This window comes from Insolitispirillum peregrinum, from assembly GCF_900156605.1.
Lineage (GTDB): Bacteria > Pseudomonadota > Alphaproteobacteria > Rhodospirillales > Rhodospirillaceae > Insolitispirillum > Insolitispirillum peregrinum.
The window spans coordinates 1-24,121 of record NZ_FTOA01000006.1 but is presented as its reverse complement, the minus strand read 5'-3'; the positions used below and the strand labels follow the sequence as shown (position 1 = coordinate 24,121).

The 24,121-nt window shown below is 58.3% G+C and carries 18 protein-coding genes, 1 tRNA gene and 1 pseudogene; 7 read left to right on the top strand and 13 right to left on the bottom strand.

Annotated elements, in window-relative coordinates; translation table 11 throughout:
• Positions 1-35 precede the first annotated feature (35 nt).
• The 4 genes from BW995_RS15595 to cysP form a co-directional block, all read right to left on the bottom strand.
• On the bottom strand, positions 36-689 hold the full coding sequence (locus BW995_RS15595; RefSeq protein WP_076401356.1) for a hypothetical protein: 654 nt from the start codon (positions 687-689) through the stop codon (positions 36-38).
• Positions 690-929: 240 nt separating this feature from the next.
• Positions 930-1,787 (bottom strand): sulfate ABC transporter permease subunit CysW, encoded by an 858-nt coding sequence (gene cysW / locus BW995_RS15590; RefSeq protein WP_245821504.1) that lies wholly within the window; start codon positions 1,785-1,787, stop codon positions 930-932.
• A gap of 6 nt (positions 1,788-1,793) precedes the next feature.
• Positions 1,794-2,672: a sulfate ABC transporter permease subunit CysT gene (gene cysT, locus BW995_RS15585; protein WP_245821503.1), complete on the bottom strand. Its 879-nt coding sequence runs from the start codon at positions 2,670-2,672 to the stop codon at positions 1,794-1,796.
• Positions 2,669-3,679, bottom strand: coding sequence for a thiosulfate ABC transporter substrate-binding protein CysP (gene cysP / locus BW995_RS15580; RefSeq protein ID WP_076401355.1), 1,011 nt, complete (start codon positions 3,677-3,679; stop codon positions 2,669-2,671). Before cysP ends, cysT begins: the two co-directional genes overlap by 4 nt.
• A gap of 112 nt (positions 3,680-3,791) precedes the next feature.
• On the opposite strand from cysP, the pseudogene BW995_RS21375 reads away from it, so the two are divergent.
• Positions 3,792-3,896: pseudogene (locus BW995_RS21375) on the top strand (DUF3363 domain-containing protein); the annotation flags it as partial.
• A gap of 405 nt (positions 3,897-4,301) precedes the next feature.
• Here BW995_RS21375 and BW995_RS15575 read toward each other — a convergent pair.
• Complete coding sequence (locus tag BW995_RS15575) at positions 4,302-5,213, bottom strand: alpha/beta fold hydrolase (RefSeq protein ID WP_076401354.1); 912 nt, start codon at positions 5,211-5,213, stop codon at positions 4,302-4,304.
• A 99-nt stretch (positions 5,214-5,312) separates the two neighbouring features.
• Positions 5,313-5,885, bottom strand: a complete 573-nt coding sequence (locus BW995_RS15570; RefSeq protein WP_076401353.1) for a septation protein A — start codon at positions 5,883-5,885, stop codon at positions 5,313-5,315.
• A 252-nt stretch (positions 5,886-6,137) separates the two neighbouring features.
• Here BW995_RS15570 and BW995_RS15565 point away from each other — a divergent pair, with 252 nt between their 5' ends.
• From BW995_RS15565 to BW995_RS15550, 4 genes are all read left to right on the top strand, one after another.
• A complete protein-coding gene (locus tag BW995_RS15565) occupies positions 6,138-7,670 on the top strand; it encodes an acyl-CoA carboxylase subunit beta (RefSeq protein ID WP_076401352.1) in 1,533 nt (510 codons plus the stop codon).
• Between the two features lie 30 nt (positions 7,671-7,700).
• Positions 7,701-9,698, top strand: coding sequence for an acetyl-CoA carboxylase biotin carboxylase subunit (locus BW995_RS15560; RefSeq protein WP_076401351.1), 1,998 nt, complete (start codon positions 7,701-7,703; stop codon positions 9,696-9,698).
• A gap of 217 nt (positions 9,699-9,915) precedes the next feature.
• Positions 9,916-10,194, top strand: a complete 279-nt coding sequence (locus BW995_RS15555; protein WP_076401576.1) for an acylphosphatase — start codon at positions 9,916-9,918, stop codon at positions 10,192-10,194.
• Between the two features lie 111 nt (positions 10,195-10,305).
• A tRNA-Lys gene (locus BW995_RS15550) sits at positions 10,306-10,381 on the top strand.
• Between the two features lie 396 nt (positions 10,382-10,777).
• Here BW995_RS15550 and BW995_RS15545 read toward each other — a convergent pair.
• The 7 genes from BW995_RS15545 to BW995_RS15520 form a co-directional block, all read right to left on the bottom strand.
• A complete protein-coding gene (locus tag BW995_RS15545; protein WP_175617098.1) occupies positions 10,778-12,151 on the bottom strand; it encodes a sigma-54-dependent transcriptional regulator in 1,374 nt (457 codons plus the stop codon).
• Positions 12,152-12,345: 194 nt separating this feature from the next.
• Positions 12,346-13,887, bottom strand: a complete 1,542-nt coding sequence (locus BW995_RS15540; protein WP_217696114.1) for a phospholipase D-like domain-containing protein — start codon at positions 13,885-13,887, stop codon at positions 12,346-12,348.
• A 3-nt stretch (positions 13,888-13,890) separates the two neighbouring features.
• Positions 13,891-15,045, bottom strand: a complete 1,155-nt coding sequence (locus BW995_RS15535) for a hypothetical protein (protein WP_076401349.1) — start codon at positions 15,043-15,045, stop codon at positions 13,891-13,893.
• Positions 15,042-17,732 (bottom strand): DEAD/DEAH box helicase family protein, encoded by a 2,691-nt coding sequence (locus BW995_RS15530; protein WP_076401348.1) that lies wholly within the window; start codon positions 17,730-17,732, stop codon positions 15,042-15,044. The genes BW995_RS15535 and BW995_RS15530 overlap by 4 nt, the downstream gene beginning before the upstream one ends.
• A gap of 342 nt (positions 17,733-18,074) precedes the next feature.
• Complete coding sequence (locus BW995_RS20830) at positions 18,075-18,236, bottom strand: hypothetical protein (RefSeq protein ID WP_175617097.1); 162 nt, start codon at positions 18,234-18,236, stop codon at positions 18,075-18,077.
• Between the two features lie 37 nt (positions 18,237-18,273).
• The gene (locus BW995_RS15525) at positions 18,274-19,092 is read right to left on the bottom strand and encodes an oxidoreductase (protein ID WP_175617096.1); all 819 of its coding nucleotides are present in this window, start codon (positions 19,090-19,092) and stop codon (positions 18,274-18,276) included.
• Complete coding sequence (locus BW995_RS15520) at positions 19,089-19,685, bottom strand: TetR/AcrR family transcriptional regulator (protein WP_076401346.1); 597 nt, start codon at positions 19,683-19,685, stop codon at positions 19,089-19,091. The genes BW995_RS15525 and BW995_RS15520 overlap by 4 nt, the downstream gene beginning before the upstream one ends.
• 85 nt (positions 19,686-19,770) lie before the next feature.
• Between BW995_RS15520 and BW995_RS15515 the strand changes: the two genes are divergently transcribed.
• Positions 19,771-20,889, top strand: a complete 1,119-nt coding sequence (locus tag BW995_RS15515; protein WP_084194905.1) for an efflux RND transporter periplasmic adaptor subunit — start codon at positions 19,771-19,773, stop codon at positions 20,887-20,889.
• Positions 20,889-23,951, top strand: coding sequence for an efflux RND transporter permease subunit (locus BW995_RS15510; protein WP_076401345.1), 3,063 nt, complete (start codon positions 20,889-20,891; stop codon positions 23,949-23,951). The genes BW995_RS15515 and BW995_RS15510 overlap by 1 nt, the downstream gene beginning before the upstream one ends.
• Positions 23,952-24,121 lie beyond the last annotated feature (170 nt).

Sequence of the window (24,121 nt, the reverse complement as noted above, 5' to 3'; positions counted from 1 at the left end):
GCAACGCTCCGCATCCTTGCTATTCGTCGCCAGACTTACCGCACCACCGCATCGCCAAAATACGAGCGGATGCCGCTTTCGATCGCGCCATCAAGGTCCTGCATCATCAGCTCGATCAGTTCCGACCAGGCGCGTTCCCGTTCGGCAATCGAGGATTTCTCGTTGATCGAACGCGAGCGCCAGGCTTCCTGCCGGATCTGGGTCAGCACGGTGCCTCCGTCATCGACCAGCTGGATCGACACCACCGCCTTGGCGTCATAGCGGGTTTCCGGCTCGTCGGTGAAAAAGCCCTTCAGGCCGCCCTTGGTTTCCAGCGGCACCTCGATCACCGAGGCATCATCAACCACCACCCGCACGGTGCGGGTGCCAAAGCCGTTGCACTGCAGACGCTCGCGCGCCCAGGTACGGATCGCCTGTTCCGGCGACAGCGGCATCAGGTGTTCAACGTTGGGATCGTGGCGCGGCGAGACATAGTTGACCAGCACTTCCGGCCCCATGGCGGCCAGGGTGATCGGCGGCTTGTGGCTCCAGCCGACCTGCGCCGGGGCCTGCGGAGCCGGAGGCGTCTCGGCACAGGCACTGAGCGACGGCAGGGTAACACCAAGGGCAACGCCACCGGCCACGCGGGCCAGCAGGCTGCGCCGGGACAGGGCTGCGGCGGTCGGCTGATCGGACGAGGGGGAGGCCATCAATAAAGCTCCTGATAGAAAGAACGTCGTCAGGAGCTTACCCTGCCTGCCAAATGCGGCAAAACTGTAGTTTCAGAGCATTGTGCAAAAAGTGGAAACCGGTTTTCGCAAAAACAATGCGACCGAACAAACAAGCATTGTGCGAAAAGTGGGAAGCGGTTTTCGCAAAAACAATGCGACCGACCGAACAAACGAGGATTGTGCGAAAAGCGGGAACCGGTTTTCGCACAATCCTCCAGATCAGCCGTCTTCTTTGGCTGTCTGCTCAAAATGCGCTTCAACCACCAGCTTCAGCACCAGACTGATCAGTGCCAGCAGGGTCAGGATGGATGCGGCCGCAAAGGCCCCCGAGCTGTCATAGTCGTGATACAGCAGGTCGATTTGCAGCGGTAGGGTGTTGGTTTCGCCGCGAATCTGCCCCGACACCACCGACACCGCGCCAAACTCGCCCAGACTGCGGGCAACGCACAGGATGATGCCGTAATACAGGGCCCACTTGATGTTCGGTAGCGTCACCCGCACAAAGGTCTTCAGGCCACTGGCCCCCAGTGACAGCGAGGCTTCTTCCTGATCAATCCCTTGCAGCTCCATCAACGGCAACAACTCGCGGGCGATGAACGGACTAGTGACGAACAGGGTGGCCAGCACGATGCCGGGAACGGCGAACATCACCTTCAGGTCCATCGCCTCCAGCCACGGGCCGAACAGGCCGTTGCTGCCATAGACCATCAGATAGGCCACCCCGGCCACGATCGGCGAGACCGAAAACGGCACCTCGACCAGAGCCACCAGAACCCGGCGCCCGGTAAAGCGGAAGCGGGTGATCAGCCACGCCACCGCCAGCCCGTAAACAGCATTGATCGGGGCAACAATCGCCACCACCACCAGACTGAGGCCGACGGCATACAGCGTTTCCGGCTGACTGACCGCGTGCCACCAGCCCGCCCAGCCCTTGGCAAACGCCTGCTGGAAAATAACGATGATGGGAACCAGCAGGAACAGCCCGGCCAGCAGGACGGCAGCCCCGATCAACAGGCGTTGCCGCCAGCCACGGTGCTGGGGATGCGGTTTGTGCGGAGTGATCATGGTGGGAAGCATCAAATCCTACCCCCGGCGCAGGTAACGCTGGTGCCACGACTGCACCAGATTGGTCAGCAGCATCAGCGCAAAGGCCGCCAGCAGAACGGTAGTGGCAATGGCAGTGGCCGCACCGAATTCATATTCTTCGAGGCGGATGAAAATCAGCAGGGCGGAGATTTCCGTATCAAAGGGACGATTGCCCGCGATGAAGATGATCGCCCCAAACTCCCCCAGACTGCGGGCAAAGGCCAGCGAAGCCCCGGCCAGCACCGCAGGCAGGATGGTCGGCAACAGGATACGGCGGAAAATCTGGCCTTCGGTGGCCCCCAGCGTCCGCCCGGCTTCCTCGACATCGCTGTCCATGTCTTCCAGCACCGGCTGAATGCTGCGGACGACGAACGGCAGGCTGGTAAAGGCCATCGCAATGGCGATCCCCGGCTGGGCGTGGGCGATCTTGATCCCCAGCGGATCGAGATACTGCCCCAGCCAGCCGTTGTGGGCAAAGGCGGTGCTGAGTGCCAGACCGGCAACCGCCGTTGGCATGGCGAACGGCAGATCAATGATCGCATCCATCACCCGCCGACCGGGGAAGTCATAGCGGGCCAGCACCCAGGCAAACAACAGCCCGGCGCAGGCATTGAAGGCGGTGGCTTCGGCGGCAGACAGCAGGGTGACCTTGTAGGTCGCCAGCGCGCGCGGGTTAAAGGCGGCGCGCAGGAACTCGTCCAGCCCCAGCCCGGCGGCCCGCGTCAGCATCACCCCCAGCGGCAGCAGGACAATCAGCCCCAGATAGAACAGGGTGATCCCCATGGTGAGGGAGAACCCCGGCAAGACGCTGCGGCGCCGTTTCCAGTTCAGGAACGGCGCCGCCCGACGTTGCCCGATATCGGCAGGAACACTCACTTTTTCTCGAACACCTGATCAAAGGTTCCGCCACTGGCGAAGTGAACTTTCTGGGCTTGCTCCCAACCGCCAAAGCTGTCGATGGTATAAAGCTTGACCGGCGGGAAGTCCGCAGCGTGCCTGGCCGCAATGTCGGTGTTGCGGACACGATAGGCAAAACTGGCCAGGATTTCCTGCGCTTCGGGGGCGTACAGGTAGTTCAGGTAGGCGGTCACAATCGCCTTGGACCCGCGCTTTTCAGCCACCTTGTCCACCACCGCCACCGGGAATTCCGCCAGCAGGCTGCTGGGCGGCACGACTTTTTCATACTTGTCGGCACCGAATTCCTTCACCAGGGAATTGACCTCGGATTCAAAGGTCACCAGCACGTCACCCGTGCTGCGCTCGGTAAAGGTGGTGGTGGCACCGCGTCCGCCGGTGTCGAACACCGGCACATTGCTGACCACTTTGCCGATGAACTCCTGCGCCTTGGCGTCATCCCCCTTGTACAGGTCTCGGGCAAAGGCATAGGCCGCCAGATAGGCATAGCGACCATTCCCCGAGGTCTTGGGGTTGGCCATGATCACCTTGACATCCGAACGGGCCAGATCGTCCCAGTTGTGGATGTTCTTGGGGTTGCCCTTGCGCACCGCAAAGGCTGGCAGGGAATAGTACGGCGAGGCGGCATTGGGGAACGCCTGCTGCCAGTCCGGACGAACAAAGCCCTTGTCCACCAGCGCCTGAATGTCGGTCACCTGATTGAAGGTCACCACGTCGGCGGGCAGACCTTCGAGGATGGCACGCGCCTGCTTGGAAGACCCGGCATGGGATTGCTTGATCTCCAGCGGCTTGCCAGAGCTTTTCTGCCATTGGGCGGCGAACGGCGGGTTCAGGGCTTCGAACAGCTCGCGGGCGATGTCGTAAGACGCATTCAGGATCGTCTCGGGGGCGGCGTCATCGGCGCGCGCGGCGGTCACCGGACCGAACAGGGCGGCAACAATCAGGGCTACTCGCAGGGGGAAACGCATCAGGGCACCTCGTTCATCATTTCCGCCATGATGAAACACGCAAAATTGACTGTCAAATATAAAATATACAACACTAAATTTACGTTCAAATCGTGCCCGACAGTTCCTCCCTCTCTCCACCGGCCCCGGCGACAAGGTCGCGGTGGTAGAACGGAGCCACAGGTTCACGCTTGTCCCATGGCGACCGGTCATCGATAGCCACCCCAGCCGCGAGATTAGAGCGTTTTCACACCGAGCGAAAACGCTCTTCCCTTTTAGGGCCGCATTTTCCGAGCTGTTGACCGGAGACGGTCAACTTGAAAATGCTCTTCCCTTTTAAGGCCGCATTTTCCGAGCCGTTGACCGGAGACGGTCAACTTGAAAATGCCCTCCCCTTTTAGTGCCGCATTTTCCGAGCCGTTGACCGGAGACGGTCAACTTGAAAATGCCCTCCCCTTTTAGTGCCGCATTTTCCGAGCCGTTGACCGGAGACGGTCAACTTGAAAATGCCCTCCCCTTTTAGTGCCGCATTTTCCGAGCCGTTGACCGGAGACGGTCAACTTGAAAATGCTCTATGGGCGTCGTGCAGGGAGGATCGCTGTCATGGCAACGGGGCGGCAGAGGGGATTGGTCCGCTGAACACTCAGGGACGAGCGTCCATCGTTAAGGCTCGCCGAGCCGTATGGTCAATCGCCTTCGCAACCGTCTGATAAAGCGCCGGCGGCACATCATGACCCATACCTTCGATCATCATGAGGTCCGCATTGGGGATCGAAATGGCGGTATCCTCGCCGCAGGCCGGAAGAATGAGCGGATCATCCATCCCATGCACGACGAGCGCTGGCGCCGTGATGGTTGCCAGCCTTAACCGGCGATCGCCAGTAACGGCCATCGCCGCGATTTGTCGGCCAGTACCGGCAGGATCGTATGCACGCTGGATTTCTTCCCGCACAAGGCGACGGTAAGCCTCACCGTCGAGCGGGTACATAGACCCTGAGATGCGCTGCGCGAAGGCGATGGACTGCGCCAGAAACCCCTCTTCATCGGAAAACGGATCGGGTGCGGGGCGCATCATCATCGCCATGATGTCGGGCGCAGCTTGCGGAAGCCCGGCATTGCCCGTGCTGGACATGATCGAGGTCAGGGATAGCACCCGCTCGGGATGCTCGCTCGCCATAATCTGCGCGATCATGCCGCCCATTGACCGACCGACGACATGCGTCCGATCAATGGAGAGAGCATCGAGCAAGCTTATTGCGTCCGCAGCCATGTCGTAGAGTGTATAAGGAACATCCGGTCGTTGTCCGGCCATCAGCACTGCGGCCAGCGTGCCGAAATCCGGCGGGGAGCATTGGCTGAAATGTGTCGAACAGCCAGCATCGCGGTTGTCGAAACGGATCACGCGATAACCACACGCTGCCAGTTCTTCGCAGAACGGCTCCGTCCATCGAATCATCTGCGTGCCCAGCCCAGCGATCAGCAGGATCGCTTCGTTGGTTTGGTCGCCGAAACTGTCATAGGCCAGCTCAATGCCGTTGGCTTGTACGATGTTCATGGACTTGCCCTGAAAAAGTGGAGAGCCACTTGCTCGTCGTGGCACTATGCTGATGGGTGCCGACAATCATACATATAGCGGTGAGACGGCAGAACAGGATCAGTCCGGCTTGTCTTCGCCCTCTGGCGTGGTGTTTTCGGGAACGGCGTGGCGCAGCAACAGCGGCACTTGCGTCAGACTGAACACGATGGTCAGCGGCAGAATGCCGAACACCTTGAAGTCCACCCAGCTATCGGTCGGCACCGAGCGCCAGACCACTTCGTTCAGCACCGCCAGCACCACAAAAAACACCGCCCAGCGGACGGTCAGCGTCCGCCATCCCTGCTCGGTCAGCGAAAAGGCACTGCCGAGCACCAGTTGCAGGTAATTGCGGCGGGTCAGATAGCCAAAGGTCAGCGCACCTGCAAACAGCAGGTTGACCAGCGTCGGCTTGATCTTGATGAACATCTCGTCGGCAAGGATCACCGTCAGGCCGCCAAAGACCAGCACGAACACGCCCGAGATCATCGGCATCATCGGCACCCGGCGGGCAATCACCCACGATGCCAGCAAGGCAATGGTGGTGGCGATGACGAACGCCAGCGTCCCCGTCAGGATGCCGAATTTGGCATTGCTGATGAAGAACACCAGAAGCGGCCCCATTTCGAGGGCAAGTTTCATGATCTGTGACATGACCTGTGAGTATCACGCAGGCAGGGGAACGACAACGGCGAAATTTTCGTTATTTTATCAGCTTTTTCGCACATGCAGCATAAAAGGCTTGTGTTTTCCGTGCTTTTTTATCCCCACAACGCTCGCAAGTATGGTATTCGATCACCCCGAAAGTCCACTTGAGGGCAGGCGTCATCCCACCCGAAAGAATGGACTCACCGGCTCACCGCCGTGAGGGGCCGGAAGCGTCTTAGAGATGTTACTGGGGGACTAATGAGCGAAATTATCCGTCAGCTCGAGGAAAAGCGCGCCGCAGCCCGTCTGGGTGGTGGTCAAAAGCGCATCGATGCTCAGCACAGCAAGGGCAAGCTGACCGCCCGCGAACGCATCGACCTGTTGCTTGATGCCGGCTCCTTCGAGGAGTGGGACATGTTCAAGGAACACCGCTGCACCGATTTTGGCATGGCTGACAACAAGACCCCCGGTGACGGGGTGGTGACCGGCTATGGCACCATCAACGGTCGTCTGGTGTTCGTGTTCAGCCAGGACTTCACGGTGTTCGGCGGCTCGCTGTCCGAAACCCACGCTGAAAAGCTGTGCAAGATCATGGACCAGGCCATGAAGGTCGGGGCTCCGGTGATCGGCCTGAACGATTCGGGCGGCGCGCGCATTCAGGAAGGCGTGGACTCGCTGGCAGGGTACGCCGATGTGTTCCAGAAGAACGTCGAAGCCTCGGGCGTCATCCCGCAGATTTCGGTAATCATGGGCCCCTGCGCCGGTGGCGCGGTGTACTCGCCCGCGATGACCGACTTCATCGCGATGGTCAAAGACAGCTCGTACATGTTCGTGACCGGCCCGGACGTGGTGAAAACCGTCACCCACGAAGTCGTCACCGCCGAAGAACTGGGCGGCGCGATGACCCACGCCAGCAAGTCCGGCGTGGCCGATCTCGCCTTTGAGAACGACGTGGACGCGATCCAGCAGATCCGCCGCCTGATGGACTTCCTGCCTGCCAACAACCGCGAAAAGCCGCCGGTCCGCCCGACCGCCGATTCGGCTGATCGTCAGGATTATTCGCTCGACACCCTGATCCCCAGCAACCCCAACATGCCCTATGACATGAAGGAGTTGATCCTGAAGGTGGTCGATGAAGGCGACTTCTATGAAGTCCAGCCCGACTATGCCAAGAACATCCTGATCGGCTTTGCCCGCATGGAAGGCTCGACCGTCGGGATCGTCGCCAACCAGCCGATGGTGCTGGCTGGCTGCCTCGACATCGACAGCTCGCGCAAGGCCGCCCGCTTTGTGCAGTTCTGCGACTGCTTCAACATTCCGATCGTGACCTTTGTCGACGTTCCGGGCTTCCTGCCGGGCACCACCCAGGAATACGGCGGGATCATCAAGCACGGCGCCAAGCTGCTGTTCGCCTATGCCGAATGCACCGTGCCGAAGGTGACGGTCATCACCCGCAAGGCCTATGGCGGTGCCTATGACGTTATGGCCTCCAAGCATCTGCGTGGCGACGTCAACTTTGCCTGGCCGACCGCCGAAATCGCGGTGATGGGTCCGAAGGGTGCCGTGGAAATCATCTTCCGTGGCGACATTGGCGATGCCGAAAAGATCGCCGAGCGCACCGAAGAATACCGCCAGAAATTCGCCAACCCGTTCGTTGCCGGAGCCCGTGGCTTCATCGACGACGTGATCATGCCGCACGGTACCCGTCGCCGGATCTGCCGCTCGCTGGCCATGCTGCGGGACAAGAAGGTGGAAAATCCGTGGAAAAAGCACGGCAACATTCCGCTCTAAGTCCGTTGACGCGAAAAGGGTAAGGCAACCATGTTCAAGAAAATCCTCATCGCCAACCGAGGCGAAATCGCCTGCCGCGTCATCAAGACGGCGCGCAAAATGGGCATCAAGACCGTTGCGGTCTATTCCGAAGCCGACCGGGAAGCCCTGCATGTGCAGATGGCCGACGAAGCGGTGTTCATCGGCCCGGCCCCGACCGCCCAGTCCTATCTGGTGATGGAACGCATCGTTCAGGCCTGCAAGGACACCGGCGCCGAAGCTGTCCATCCGGGCTATGGCTTCCTGTCGGAAAACAAGGCGTTCCAGGAAGCGCTGGCCAAGGCCGGGATTGCCTTCATCGGCCCCGATGCCTATGCCATCGAAGCCATGGGCGACAAGATCACCTCCAAGAAACTGGCCGCCGAAGCCGGTGTGTCGACCGTCCCCGGCTATATGGGGATCATCAAGGACGCCGACGAAGCGGTGAAAATCGCCAGCCAGATCGGCTATCCGGTGATGATCAAGGCCTCGGCGGGCGGCGGCGGCAAGGGCATGCGCGTGGCGTGGAACGATGACGAAGCCCGCGACGGCTTCGAGCGCTCCACCTCCGAAGCCCGCTCGTCGTTCGGTGACGACCGCGTGTTCATCGAAAAGTTCGTTGAACAGCCGCGCCACATCGAAATCCAGGTGCTGTCCGACGGCGACAACTGCCTGTATCTGGTCGAACGCGAATGCTCGATCCAGCGTCGCCACCAGAAGGTGATCGAAGAGGCGCCGTCGCCGTTCCTCGACGACGCCACCCGCAAGGCGATGGGCGAACAGGCCGTCGCGCTGGCCAAGGCCGTGCAGTACAAGTCGGCCGGGACGGTGGAATTCATCGTCGATGCCCACCGGAACTTCTATTTCCTGGAAATGAACACCCGTCTCCAGGTGGAACACCCGGTCACCGAACTGATCACAGGCCTCGATCTGGTCGAATGGATGATCAAGATTGCCGCCGGTCAACAGCTGACCCTGCAGCAGTCCGACGTCACCATCACCGGCTGGGCGATGGAATCGCGCATTTACGCCGAAGACCCGTACCGCAACTTCCTGCCGTCCACCGGCCGCCTGGTGCGCTACCTGCCGCCCGCCGAAAGCGACAGCGTGCGTGTCGATACCGGCGTCTATGAAGGCGGCGAAATTTCGATGTTCTACGACCCGATGATCGCCAAGCTGATCACCTATGGGGCGGACCGCAACGAAGCCATCCTGCACATGCGCACCGCGCTGGATCAGTTCTATATCCGTGGCGTGTCGCACAACATCCCGTTCCTTGCCTCCCTGCTGGGCAAGCAGCGGTTTGTCGATGGTCGCCTGACCACCAACTTCATCGCCGAAGAGTACAAGGACGGCTTCAACGCCACCGACCTGCCGCCGGAAGACCCGACGGTGCTGGTCTGTGTCGCCGCCACCATCAACCATCTGGAACAGGTCCGCGCCGCGCAGATCTCCAACCAGATGAGCGGCCATGGCCGTCAGGTCGGTGCCGACTATGTGGTGAAGTTCGGTGATGACGTCTATCACCCGGTCAGCATCAGCTATGATGCCAAGGACGGTCAGTGGACGGTGAAAACCGAAACCGCCAGCCACACCGTCGAAAGCGACTGGATTTTCGGCCAGCCGCTGTGGGTCGGGACCATCAATGGTCAGGTGAGCGTGGTGCAGGTGGACCGGGCCAAAAAGGGCATCGGCTATCAGTTGTTCCATCAGGGCTCGGCTGCCGACGTCAAGGTGCTGGAGCCGCGTGCCGCCCAGCTCGACAAGCTGATGCCGGTCAAGCTGCCGCCCGACATGTCGCGCTATCTGCTGTCGCCGATGCCGGGCCTGTTGGTCTCGGTCGATGTCGTCGATGGTCAGGAGATCAAGGCCGGTGAAAAGCTGGCAGTGGTCGAAGCGATGAAGATGGAAAACGTCCTGCGCGCCGAACAGGATGGCAAGGTGAAGAAAGTTCACGCTGCCGCCGGTGGCTCGCTGGCCGTTGACCAGATCATCATCGAGTTCGAATAAGCCACGGCGGGGCTTTCCCGTTTATGAGACTTCAGACGGGACCGGGGGAGAGATCCACCGGTCCCGTTTTTCTTTTGGCCGCTGGGGAGCGGAGGCCGTACTGTTGGTGAGCAGAACAGGCATCCCTAATCTGCACAAGACGGTAAGGGAAAAAAGCGGTTAGCTGGCTCCCCCTCTTATTGCTGTCAGGAGCATTCCCGTGTCAGGCCATGGTCAGATCGTCACCGTTCACCTCAGGATCGAAGGCAAGGTTCAGGGCGTCTGGTATCGCGCCTGGACCGAGAAAGCCGCCGCTGCGCTCGGGCTGGATGGCTGGGTGCGCAACCGTCAGGACGGCACCGTCGAAGCCGTCCTGAAAGGCCCGGCGGCAGTGGTCGAGCAGATGGTCACCGCCTGCCACGACGGCCCGACCGACGCCCGCGTGACCGCCGTCATCGCCACCCCCGCCCCGCACGAAGACGTCCCGGCAGGCTTCCACCGCCGCGCCACCCTGTAGGAGAGTGGAGAGGGAGGTCGTTTATCCCCTGTGACAGAAAAAAGTCATCCCCGATGATTTTTCCTCTTGCCGGGGGGTGCCAAACCGCCTATAAAGCGGCCTCCCCACTGGGGGCACATAGCTCAGTTGGTAGAGCAGCTGACTCTTAATCAGCGGGTCCAAGGTTCGAGTCCTTGTGTGCCCACCAATTTTGAAGGCTCACCAAAGCCTTCCGAAAGCCCGATCGAAAGATCGGGCTTTTTGTTTGCGTTGGGGGGGGGGAGGTGACGAAATCTAGGCATCAGCATTTGACTTTCCACAGAAGGGCATTAGTCATTTAATCGACGCTTACTGCATTTCCAGGAAATAGAACGGGGACGGTTAACGCTTGCTGTCAGGAGCCAAAACTTTGAACACTTTGGCAATCGCAATAATAAAAGGAAACCATGCGGGCAATAAGATCACTCACCATAAGAAGAAATTTTATAAATAAATGATATCGAATTGAAAGAAGAATTAATATATTTTCAAAAAAATTATTATAAATACAATAGCTATTAATCTTATTTATTTTAATACTCGTAAAATAAAAATTAATTTATAATTATAATGTATTGTATTTTTTTATTCTGTTGTTAAAATTCTCGCGCTTCATACCAAGCAATCTTGCTGCTTTAGATACATTTCCATTCGCCTCTTTCATCGCAGCCTCAAGCCACTTCCGCTCGAATTGAGCCAAGACCGAAGGAAAATCTGCCGGAAGGCTTGGGGTGAAGATATTTTCACTACCCACACCCCCGCTATCAACGTCCAGGCATGACAGAGCATTACCAATTGCCTCAGCATCCGAGCTTCCATAGTTCAACTCGGCCAGCAAGTGGAGCGCGACCCGCTGCAAGTCACGAAAATTTCCTGGCAATCGGTGCCCCATAAGATGCCTCAACACCTCAGGGTGATCTCTAAAACGCTCCCATTCTCTTGGCTGTATTGAGGCAATCTGTGTAGCTTGCGACAGGACTGCCCTCCAGGCCAAGGGGATATCTGCTGTGCAATCACGCAAAGCAGGAACCTGAATAACAACGCTATTGATCCTATCAAAAAAATCTCGGTCCAACAGGGTTGTCGTGAGTTCTTCTAAGGTCCGATTGGTCGCACAGATCACACGGAACTTTGATCGAACCAACTGTTCTCCCCCCAACGGATAAAAGCCACGCCCCTCTAAGGCGGCGATCAAAAGCCGCTGCGTATCGTGATCAATGTCAGCGATCTCATCAAAAAAGACCGTGTCTCCATCGGCTTTTTCTAACAAGCCGGTCCGCTGTTTTTCTGCCCCTGAAAAGGCCCCCTTGACGTGCCCGAATAGCTCTGAGCGAGCAAGCTGGGGTGTCGTTCGAAATTGACCACATACCACAGAAGGCCAACTCTCTCCTTTGAGCTTTTGGAATGGGCTTTCTGCGCGCAGATAGTTTGCCAAGGTCGTCTTCCCACTGCCACGTTCCCCCAACAACAATACGGGAACTCTCAGTGGGGCCCACTTACGCAGCTTTTCAAGGGTACTTTTAAGGGCCTGACTTTGGATCTGCGTAAGGTCCCACACTTGCCCACTATCGGCATCCTCGGTGACATAGGGCCGCGCTGCTGCATATCGCCTCAAAACAGTATCAAGCCGAAAGTCCACCACCTGTAGAGGAGGTTTCCCGCTGCTCAACGCCCGTTGATCCGATGTCTGAATTAACTTAACTGGCCCAGAAGCAAACCCCGTTGAGCCAAGCGCCAACCAAACCGCATGCATCGCGGGGGTTCCCGGTGATAGGTGTATCACCATCACATCGTTAGGATGGCTTTGCCGCACAAAGGTAAGTACGCGTTCTGCAAATTTACGGATCTCATCATGATCAGTCGGGGTTGCCGATGTTTTCCAAGGACGGCGATGAATTTTCGGGCAATGCGGCGTTAGCTCCTGTCGAAGGGTCTTCACCGTCTCCTCCAGTGCCTCTCGCTCTCGGTTCCCCTCCTCTCCAGGAGCATCGCGATAACACAGATATAGCTCTTGGATGGGGGCCCCCAAGACCTTCCTCTGATCCTTCAGGGCTGGGATAAAGGGGCCTGCGCGGTGATTGACGCTGATCCAGCTGACCAATACAGCACGGGCTTTGTTCTCGGACTGTAGACTCATTGCACCACCACGATGGCAGAAAGCTTTGCGGCTAAGCGCTCAGCCTCGACAATATCGGCCGAGCCTTTGACCAGGACATAAACCTTCCCACCATGATCATAGATTTCGGGCGTGCTTTCCAAGACTTCGATCATCTTATCGCCCTTTCTGGCGTTGCTCTGGTCTAGCTTCGCCTTGGCTTTACGGAGCCTCGCCTGCCTGGGGAGCCGTGGCGGCTCTACCTCCCAATGAAATGTAACCTGTTGAGGCAGTTCACCCCGTGGGGGAGCAGGCTCCAACCGCGGCCGTGGCGCAGCTTCTAGCCGTAACGCATCAGGCGCGACCAGCGAACCACAGCGCTGGGTCGTCAAGGGAATAACCTTTTCCACCCCATCGCGCAGACCTTTTTCCGCAGGCAAAAAATCCCCCAAATGGTCACCACGCGTGGCATCGTGCCGAAACTGCCACGGAGCGGCCTCAATCCATTGCAGCAGGGTATCTCTGACTTCCTCGGTGCGTTTTCCAGAGCAGAGAACTCCAACCTCAAACCCCGTATCAAGCCCGCCGCTTTCCAAGTTAGCAGACATCACCAAAGCCTGCTGATCAGCAACCAGAGCTTTGGCATGAAGTTTGTCATGTCCAACAATACGCGCCCCAGCTTTTGCAAAAGCAGACAGAGCAGCGGAAACAGCGGGTCGGGGCCGCGTCAGAATGGTCACAGCAACACCAGACTGCAACGCTTTAAGCAGAGCCTGCGTTGCAGCATGATCCAGCTCAATGCCATAGGACGCGAGCAAGATTTCATCCTTTGCCTGGCTAATCAGCCGCAGAACAGACGCCCTCAGTCCTTGGCTAGCGCGCAAGGTCGCAACGACGAATTGCCCTAGGGGCTGACTGGCACCATAAGGATCTTGGGGCTGTGCCGGTGGTGACGAAACTGGCATCAAACGCCCTTTTCCAATCAATTCACGTTCTGCTTCGCACCAAAAAACCCAGTTGAAATAAAGCGCTAACAGAACTGCTTCGTTGCCGTCCAAGCGAATGCCCAACTCAATATTTTCATCTAAGGCACGGTTAAAGTTTGCCGTAGAAACAAAACCTGTCGCCACCGATGGACGAGGGGAATCAATGAGCAAAAATTTGGCATGCAGATGCTCGGCTGAACGAACAAGCACCTTCCCCGCCAAACGATCCAACAGCTGCTTATGCTCGTCAGCCATGCGCCGATCAAAATCTTGATCGTCCTGCAGGTGCTTCCCGATCCTTTGTTCAGAAGCGGTCAAAAGGTAAACGCGGACACCACGATCTGCCGCACGCAGCAGAGCATCGGAAAGTTGCTTATCCGCGAACAAAAATGCGCACCCCTGAACCAACTCCTGCGCGCCATCCAAGGCAGCAATCATTGCGCTGCGAAAGCGGCCTTCAGGGCCAGTTCTCCACAGCCCGTCCGCCGGGGCCTCGTTAGACTCAGGGCGCGCTTCTGAACGGCGTAGCCACCCTGGCCCCAGTGGTTCGGAAGTAAGATCAAGCGTATATTGGCGGGAAATAGGACTAATCATCGGTTAACTCCAAAGCCCAAGGTCTGCCGGGGCGAGGATGTGTCGCATCGCAGGGTCATTAGTGCGGCTCAAGGCTTGGGCCAGCATGGCATCTGGTTCCAGCGCTTGAGGGCGGTGGAAGGGAAACTTGCCCAGCACCTTTTGCGCTTGATCCCGCAACTGATCTGGCGTCACGTAGTTGGTGACTTGCTCAAACTGCAACCACTCGCACCAGCGTTGGGCCTCGGTCTCGTTTCCGGGAAATAAAGAAACCTGTTGGAGCATTGAAGGGGCAAAAATCCCAATACTCTCCAGCCCGATTTCTGGGGTTTCAAGGGTTTTCTCAAACGACTTGCGCTCTTGGCTGTCGAGCGTGTCAAACCATCCAGGAATGGCCAAATGGCCAAATCTCTCCCTGATCATCCAGATGTCTTCGATCAAGCTATCCGATGCCGCAGCAGCAAGCTCTATCCATAGATCTTCATAGGTCCAATCCGGAAGTAGCGAGCCAGTCATTGCCTGGTCCAGGGCAATTTTTTTTGTATCCTGCAACGTCCCTGACAAACTGACACGTGGTTGGCTTTCAGGTGCCCAATCTAAGCGTAGCTCCAGGGTGCCGCTCTTGTGTATTTTCCCTTTTGCGGAAACGTCTCGGACCTGCCGTAACGTGCGATCAGCCAATGAGCGCGACGGCTGCCCATCGACCAAGTCCTTGAGCAAAGCTGGGGTTGCATCACCGGCCCCTGATATCTTCTCACCCTTTTTTTCCTTAGAGACGACATGATGGGCAGGCTCAGCCTTAACCCACTCCAGATGAACCAAGGGATTTGGGACAAGTGGATCGTCCACCAGATAAAACCGCCAGAGGTCCTGTTGTGGTATCAGGATACGGCTGTTTTTAACCATCACTTCGCCAAGGTCGGTCAACTGGGCGATATGCTGTTGTTGGTCGATCCAGTCAAACATTTTCAAATCGACACAGCGCTTTATGGCGAGCTGACAGGCATGCAGAGGCAAAGGAGCATATAATTCCTTCTGGACTAGCTGCGGCGTAATACATCCCTCAAAATCGGCCGCCAGCTGCGCCAAACATTGAAAGGCAGCAGATTCTTGCTCAACCGCAACGGTGGCGCTGCATTCGAAAGACTGCACTTGGACAATGCGCTTCAGGGTAATCATCGTTTAGTCTCCCACCCAATGGCGTGGTGATAGTGCGGCGAAGTCGCTAAATCTCTCAGAAGCTCAGAGCGGCAATACTTCGAGGCCATCCAACTGCGATCCCCAATTAAAACCATTTGATACCGTGCCCGCGTCAAAGCGACGTTGAGGCGGTTGGGGCTATTTAAAAACCCTGCTGAACCACTTTTTACGAACGACAGCAGGACCAAATCGGCTTCCTGCCCTTGATAACGGTCTACCGTTGCCAGGGTTATGCGCACCCAAATACGATCCCCATCACCCAGCGTAAATGAACTGGTTCGGCCATGTTGCCTGCACAGGCGCTGTAGCCTTTCTCTCAGCTTGCGCTCTTGGGGGCGATAAAAGGTAAGAATAGCCACCTCCCACGGTTGGTCTTGCGCACTGTTTGGTTTGCCAGAGCTTCGAGCCCAATCAGCGAAATACCTGAGTTCGCTGATCACCGTTTCTACTTCTTCCAGACAAACGTTTTCCCTGGCCGATTTGCGGGGAACGTTTAGCCAGAGGGCTCGGTGCTTATAGCGCGGAAAATCCCATTGACGTGCGGCCTCCATGCCCGTCGCATCTCGAAGCAGCCCCTCGCTGGCATAAAAGCGCTCGCGCGGGAAGGCCGAAATAGCAGGATGCATGCGATGTTGAAAAGAGAGCGACACAAGCCGTTCGCTCAACGTCTTAGGAGGAAGGCCATCGGTGAGAACCGTCTTTTGCTTCCATCCTAGCGAGCCAGCCCCATGCTGAAAGATCTCCAAGACAGAGGGCAAAGAAACCCTCCTTAGGCGATCAAGGGCACGTTCCAGCTCATTCCGTTCAGTTGAATTCGCAGGCAAAAGGGCAGCAAGATCGCTATGATACGGCTCAGCTTCTTGAACATTCTCACGAAGCTCATGAACCCGGATCAATCGCCAAGCGACTTCTTCAGCCCAGTTATTACGGTCCGTCTGACTTTGATTTTCCCCACTCGGCGGCCCCAAATATGCTTTGCGGCGTGCCCGCCAGTCATCGAGGGATAGACCTTCGCAGCCAATAAGATGCTCAAGATCGCCGGGCACCTGTGTTTGCAAAGCTTCGATGGTTTCTGGACAACCATAAAACAAAGAGGCGAATGGGATCGATTGGTGCTCATCGGGGTTATCAAGGTTCACCGAGACCAATTCACGGGCACGCGCTTCGTCCGCGATCCGCTTGCCGTCTTGGTCATTGTCAACCGCGAGCAAAGAAAATTGAGGCGTTCGTCTACTGGCCAGAAAGGCGCTCAAAAGGCGATCGGCCTTGGTGCCGTGACAGATGCCAGTGAGGTTGGTTCTCAGTTCTTGTTCTTCAACATAGGGGGAAAGCTGGCGACGATCCCCAACAATGACCCACCGCTTGGCGTGCAGGGCGGGAACCAAAAACTCGGGCAAGGTTGTCTTCGACGCTTCGTCGATGATCATGACATCAAAGGGGGTGAGCCTTTGGCCCTCTTTAATGGCTGGATGCTGAAGAATGCCGATGGTCGTACCGCAAACCAGGTTTGAGGACTCAAGCAGCAAATTCTGGAAATCATCGGCCCCCTTTTGTACAGACGGGTGCAGGATGTTTCGGGATGCGTCGCCGCGCGGTGTCGAGCTAACCGGATTGTCGAGAAAATCCTTAAGCTCCTCACACCAACTGGACACAACCCGATGCAAAATCCACGGTTTTACCGCATCTGACGACACCCGGTTGTCCGTGCCAATACGGATTGGCATGACAAGCTTTTCGCCTGCCACGTCTTGCCACTCCATGATTTTTTCCAGGACATTATCAACCGCGACATGGGTAGAGGCGACCAACAAGACGCGTTTTCCTTGGCGGGCTAATTGGCAAATCAATTCACAGATGGCAGTCGTCTTTCCCGATCCGGGGGGACCTTGCAACAGTGCAAAATCAGGGCTCTTCAGGGCGATCTGGACAAAGTCCCGCTGCTCCTCAGCCCCACTTCGTGCGGGATCAGTCAGGAATACCCATTGCCCAACCTCATGTGGGTGGACCACGGGCCACGCAGCGTATGAATTGGCAAGGTTGATGAGCGCTTCCCGCTCGGCTGTCGGGCGATCTTTTAACTCAGAGATTGCTTCTTTCTTACGCCTCAAAGAATAAGTATCAGGACGGAGATAGAGGACTCTTTCATTTACTTCTTTCTGCTCCTCCTCCATGCCTTTTGGATCACTTGTTGAGTGTCTCTGCGTACCCGGAATCCTAGAAAGCAAGACGGCCTGCATTTCCACATCACGGTCTTCAACTGAGATGCTGCGCTCCCGGGGCCAGCGGGTGCCTTCAGCGGGGCAATCATAGATCTCCATGGCGTCCAAGAAGGCGTCAAAGACCTGATCTTCTTCGGGCTTGCTGGATATGCTTTCCAGCATGATCCAATGACCAACTGGGATTACATGGGTGACCTTGCGATCACGCCTCCGCTGCTTTCCTTGACTAGAAGAGAGCTCTTTGCCCCGTTGGTCCCGGCGTTCTTTGAGGTCGACGAGCTCATCATCAGTAGGCTGTCGCCAGCCAATAGAAAGAGCCGCTGCGTGAAACGCCTTTTCTGCCCGTTCAAGGTATTGGCGATAAGGCTCAAGCTGTGCGTGAACCTCTTTGAGAATACGCAATGGATTGTCGCAGCGTGGTAGAGAAAGGTAGTTTTCAATAGCCATTTACATCTCCTAGGCAGGCTCCCTATAAATGGAAAGCACATATTGTGCCAAATCATATATTTCTTTATCGATTTGATTTTATTATATATTTTTATTTCATATTCCTAAAATATGTATTTTATCTTCCATAATTTGTCGAATTATGTGCATTTATCTCAATGCAAGAGATACACGGAAAGAGTGAATTTAAAAATATATTCTTAAATAGGCATTTCGGACTTGCCCGGATAAAGTGGATGTCCCCACAGCCCTCCCAGCCGTGGGGGCATCCACCGTTAGCCTCACCCCTTACTCCCCCGCCATCATCACCACCTGCTCCGCAATCTTCACCTACTGGTCATTCTATGGGTGGCAATACTGCTTGGTAGTGCTGAGCTGGTTCTGCTCCAGAATCTTGGCCCCCCCCATCATCGTCGGGATGATCGCCCCGGCGAGAATGCCGGGCGGCACCTGTCGGACCGAAGCCAAGGCCCCCACGCCTTCCCGTGGGGAAACGGTACTCATGCTGTCCATCCCTCCACAAAACCGGGCCGCATTCCGGTCAAACCGGCAACCGAAGCATCTTGCGCAGGCTGCGATCAAACCCGGCCTCGGGAACAAAGCGGCGCAACAGGCTGACCCTCCGCGCCAGTTTCCCGGCGGGATAGCGCAGCTTTGGTGCCTTGTCCGTTGCGGCCTTCAGGATGGTTGCCGCAACGATTTCAGGCGTATCGCCCTGCTGCAAGGCTTCTGCCGCCACCTGTTTCATGCTCCCCCGGACTGCGTCATACGCCCCCAGCAGGCGATCCGGCGTCACCAGATTGTCATCGAAGGCGGTCCGGGTATAGGTTGGCTGCACCACCATCACCCGAACCCCGAACGCACGCAGTTCATGGTCCAGCGACTGGGAATAGCCCTCCACCGCATGCTTGGTCGCCGCATACAGAGCGAAACAGGGTGCCGGAATGAATCCATAGGCGGAACTCAGATTGATGATCCGGCCTGCCCCGCGATGGCGCATCCCCGGCAGCACGGCATTGGTCATGCGGATGACCCCAAACACGTTGACGTCGAACAGGGACTGGACCTGCGGTACCGAAGACTCTTCCGCGCCACCGAACAAGCCAATGCCCGCATTGTTGACCAGCAGGTCAATCCGGCCTCCCTCGCGCAGCACCTGTTCAACCAACTGTGCCACCGATACATCATCGGTCACGTCGCAGGCCAACATGGTGACGCCATCGGGCCCCTTGGCTCCCGGACGACGGCTGGTGCCAAAGACGCGATATCCGGCAGTCCGCAGGGCGTGGGCCGCGGCATAGCCAATGCCGGAGGAAGCCCCTGTCACCAGGGCGATGTCAGACCGGGGAGTGTTCATCATTTCATCTCTTTCTTGTGCTGGTGTGCGCTTGCCCGGATTTGATCGGCGGCGGCGCGCAGGAAATCCCCGGAGAGCTGCTCGTCATTCACCGCCCGCGACAGCAGCAGCGCGCCGACCATCGTCGACAGGATCGCCATCGCCCGTCCACTGGGCTGATCACTGTCACCCTCGCCAATCCATCCGGCGAGCATGTCGAGATATGTCCCGATCCCGGCTTCAAAGGCTGCTTTCACATCGGCATCCTGCCGGGCAACGTCCGAGCCGAGCGCAACCACCGGGCAACCGTCCATCGGTTCCCCGCGATGCCCCATGCTGAGGTAAAAACCGAGCACAGCCTCCAGCGGGTCTTGTGGATTGCTGGCGGCGGCCTCTTCCCATCGCTGAAGGGTGCATTCCAGAGCCCGCCGGGACGCCTGCGCCACCAGATCATTCTTTGACTCGAACTGCTTGTAAAACGCCCCCTGCGTGAGACCGGCCCCCTTCATCAAGTCCTTGAGGCCAATGCCATCAAAGCCTCGCTCCCGGAACAGGCGGCTTGCCGCATTGATCACCGCCTGACGGTTTTCCTCTGCCTGAGTGCGACTGACGCGCATCGTTGGCCTCCTTTTTAGATTGCGTTCGACATCTATTTAGCCTACATAGATTTCGAACGCAATCTATTTCCAACGAGGCGATGGCATGAACATCAAAAAAAGACACGCCGTTATGCTGGGCGGCCTGCTGATCGCGGTGTCAGGGACGGCGGCCTTTGCCACGCTGTCCGGCCCCGCGCCGGACTCCGCTGCGACAGCGGACCCGCGACAAGCCCCGCCGCTGGTCGCACTGGCAACGGCAGAAACCGTCGCTGGGCAGCAGCGCAGCTTCACCGGCACCATCGCCGCCAGGGTTCACAGCAATCTCGGATTCCGCGTTCCCGGCAAAATCCTCGAGCGGTACGTCAACAGCGGAGAACACGTCAAGGCCGGGCAACCGTTGCTGCGGATCGATCAGACCGACCTGCTGCTGGCACTCACCGCCAAACGCAACGCGGTCACCGCCGCCCGCGCATCGGTCGTGCAACTGGTCGCCGATGAACAGCGGTATGCCGACCTGCTGCGCAATGGATGGACTCCAAAACAACGCTATGAGCAGGTCCGGGCGGCACTGGATGCCGCACGAGCACAGCTCGCCGCCGCCGGAGCCGAAGCCCGGGTTGCCGGAAACGAAGCCACCTATGCCGTTCTGGTCGCAGAGAGCGACGGGACCGTCATCAATACCTTCGGGGAGCCGGGGCAGGTTGTCGCCGCGGGTCAGACGGTGGTGCAAATCGCTCAGGCTGGCCCCCGCGAAGCGGTCGTTACCTTGCCCGAAACGATCCGCCCGGCGATTGGGTCGATGGCGCAGGCCAGCATCTACGGGGACGACCAGAACCAGTACACGGCACAACTCCGCCAACTGTCAGACTCCGCCGATCCACAAACCCGCACCTATGAAGCCCGTTACGTGCTCGACGGTGTGGCCGCGTCGGCGCCACTGGGGGCCACGGTGACCATCCAGCTTGCGGACCAGAACGGGCCACAGGAAGAGGTCCGCGTCCCCGTCGGAGCCGTGCTCGATGATGGTCATAAAACCGGTGTCTGGGTTCTGGACCGCTCAACCTCGACCGTGCGGTTCCAGCCCGTCACGGTGCTCCGGCTGACCAGCGAGGCCGCCATCATTTCCGGCCTGGGTTCAGGCCATCAGGTTGTCGCACTCGGAGCCCATCTGCTGCAGGACGGGGCGCGCGTCAGAACAGCCGCCGAAGGCGGAGACAACTGATGAGCTTCAATCTTTCGGCGCTGGCCGTCCGCGAGCGAGCGGTCACCCTGTTCTTCATCCTGTTGATGGTGGCCGCCGGAGCCTATGCCTTCGTCAACCTCGGGCGGGCAGAAGACCCGAAATTCACCATCAAAAACCTGACGGTGACCGCCGTCTGGCCGGGTGCAACCGCGCGCGAAATGCAGGAACTCGTCGCCGAGCCGCTGGAAAAGCGCCTGCAGGAACTGGCCTGGTATGATCGGGTCGATACCACCACCCGCCCCGGTTTGGCGCTGATGACTTTGGCGCTGAAAGACAGCACGCCGCCCAAGGATGTGCAGGAGGAATTCTATCAGGCGCGGAAAAAACTGGGAGACGAAGCCAGAAACCTGCCCCCTGGTGTCTTTGGTCCGTTTGTGAACGACGAATATTCGGACGTCAGCTTCGCTCTTTATGCCCTGAAGGCCGACGGCATGCCCATGCACGAGCTGGTCCGCCACGCCGAAGTGATCCGGCAGGACCTGCTGCATGTGCCCGGCGTCAAAAAGATCAACATTCTGGGCGAGCGCCCCGAACAGATTTTCGTCGAGTTTTCATACCGCAAACTGGCCACTCTTGGCGTTTCGGCACAGGACATTGTTGTCGCCTTGCAACGCCAGAACAGCATCACTCCGGCGGGTTCGGTCGATACCCGTGGGCCGCATGTCATCCTGCGGATTGACGGAGCCTATGACAGTGTTGCCTCCATCGCCGACACGCCGATCGCCGCTCAGGGGCGCATGCTGAAACTCTCCGACATCGCCGACATTCGCCGGGGCTATGAAGATCCCCCGACCTTTTTGATCCGGCACCAGGGCAAGCCCGCCATCATGCTCGCCGCCGTCATGCAGGAAGGCTGGAACGGTCTGGCGCTCGGCACGGCGCTGGAGGACAAAACCGCCGCCATCGCCACAACGCTCCCGTTGGGAATGACGCTCGCCAAAGTGACCGATCAGGCGGTCAACATTACCCATGCCGTTGACGAGTTCATGATGAAATTCGCCATGGCCCTCGGGGTGGTGCTGCTGGTCAGCCTCGTCAGTCTCGGGTGGCGGGTCGGCATTGTGGTGGCGGCGGCGGTTCCCTTGACGCTGGCTGTCGTCTTTCTGATCATGCTGGAAACCGGCCGCTTCTTCGACCGCATCACGCTTGGTGCCCTGATTCTGGCGCTCGGTCTGCTGGTCGATGATGCCATCATCGCCATCGAAGTGATGGTGGTCAAAATGGAAGAAGGCATGGACCGCATCAAGGCCGCCGCCTATGCGTGGAGCCATACCGCCGCCCCGATGCTGTCCGGGACTCTGGTGACGATTGCAGGCTTCCTGCCGGTCGGCTTCGCCTCTTCGACCGCGGGCGAATATGCGGGCAATATTTTCTGGATCGTAGGCTTTGCCCTGATCGTGTCCTGGCTGGTCGCAGTGATCTTTACCCCTTACCTCGGGGTCAAGATGCTGCCCGCCATCCAGCCGGTCGCTGGCGGTCACGCCGCAATTTACGACACCCCCAACTACCGGCGGCTCCGGCGGCTGATCGGCTTTGCCGTGCGCCACAAAGTCCTGACCTGCGCCATCGTCGCTCTGCTGTTTGCCGCGTCGGTCATCGGCATGGGGGGTACCAAGCAGCAGTTCTTCCCCACCTCTGACCGCCCGGAAGTTCTGGTGGAAGTCCGCCTGCCCGAAGGCTCCAGCATCGCAGCAACCACCACTGCCGTGGAGAAAATCGAGCAGTGGCTTGCGCAGCAGCCCGAGGCTCAAATTGTCACCAGCTATATCGGTCAGGGCGCACCACGCTTTTATCTGGCACTGGCCCCAGAGCTGCCAGACCCCGCCTTTGCCAAGATCGTCGTTCTCACCCCCGACGCCAAGGCCCGTGACACCCTGAAGCACAATCTCCGGGAGGCGGTGGTCCACGGTCTGGCCCCCGAGGCCTACGTCCGGGCAACGCAATTCGTCTTTGGTCCGCCCTCCCCCTTCCCGGTTGAATTCCGGGTTATGGGGCCTGATCCCGAACACCTCTATAGCCTGTCCCAAAAAGCCCTCGACATCATGCGGACGGTGCCGGACGTGCGTGAAGCCAATCGGGATTGGGGAAACCGGACGCCAATCCTCCGCTTTATCCCGGATCAGGATCGTTTAAACCTCATCGGCCTGTCTCCGGCAGAGGTTGGCCAGCAGCTTCAGTTCCTCCTCTCTGGCCTTCCGGTCACTCAGGTCCGCGAAGACATCCGCAATGTTGCCGTCGTGGCGCGCAGCGCAGGGAGCGAACGTCTGGACCCGGCGCAGCTTGCCAGCTTTTCGCTGATCAGCCGGGATGGTCGCTCGATACCGCTCGATCAGATCGGCCATTCCGAAATACGTCTGGAAGAGCCGGTCATGAAACGCCGTGACCGTATCCCCACCATCACCGTTCGGTCGGATATCAACGAACAAACCCAGCCGCCCGAGGTCTCCAAGGAGGTTCTCAAGGCTCTTCAGCCGCTCATCGCATCCCTTCCCGCTGGCTATCGCATCGAAATGGGCGGCTCCATCGAGGAGGCAGGCAAAGCGAACGCCGCGCTGGCCAAGGTCTTTCCGGTGATGATCGCCGCCACCCTGATCATCATCATGCTGCAGGTTCGGTCTTTTTCGATGATGGCCATGGTCATGCTGACCGCACCGCTCGGCCTTGTCGGCGTTGTCCCTGCCTTGCTGGTCTTCAACCAGCCCTTTGGCTTTAACGCAATTCTGGGCCTGATCGGGCTGGCGGGCATCCTGATGCGCAACACCCTGATCCTGACCGAGCAGATCAAGGAAAACCGTGCCGCCGGTCTGGATGCTTACCACGCTGTCGTTGAAGCCACCGTACAGCGGACAAGGCCGGTGATCCTGACCGCGCTTGCTGCGGTTCTGGCCTTCATTCCCCTGACGCATTCCGTTTTCTGGGGGTCGATGGCCTATACCCTGATTGGCGGGACAGCAGCGGGAACTGCGCTGATCCTGCTGTTCCTGCCCGCGCTCTATGCCATGTGGTTCAGGATCAAGCCACGTGGAGAGGGTGGTGCTTGAAGGACGTGCGGGCTCTGCCCGCGCCCGCAAAGGGCCGCAGGGCCCTTTGATCCCGGGAGTTGGTGCGGAAATACAAAAAGCCCCCTGGCGTGAGCCGGGGGGCTTTTTGGTATTTTGGTTGCGGGGGCCAGATGTTGCTTCGCTTACGCTTCGCTGCCCTTGGCGTCCGG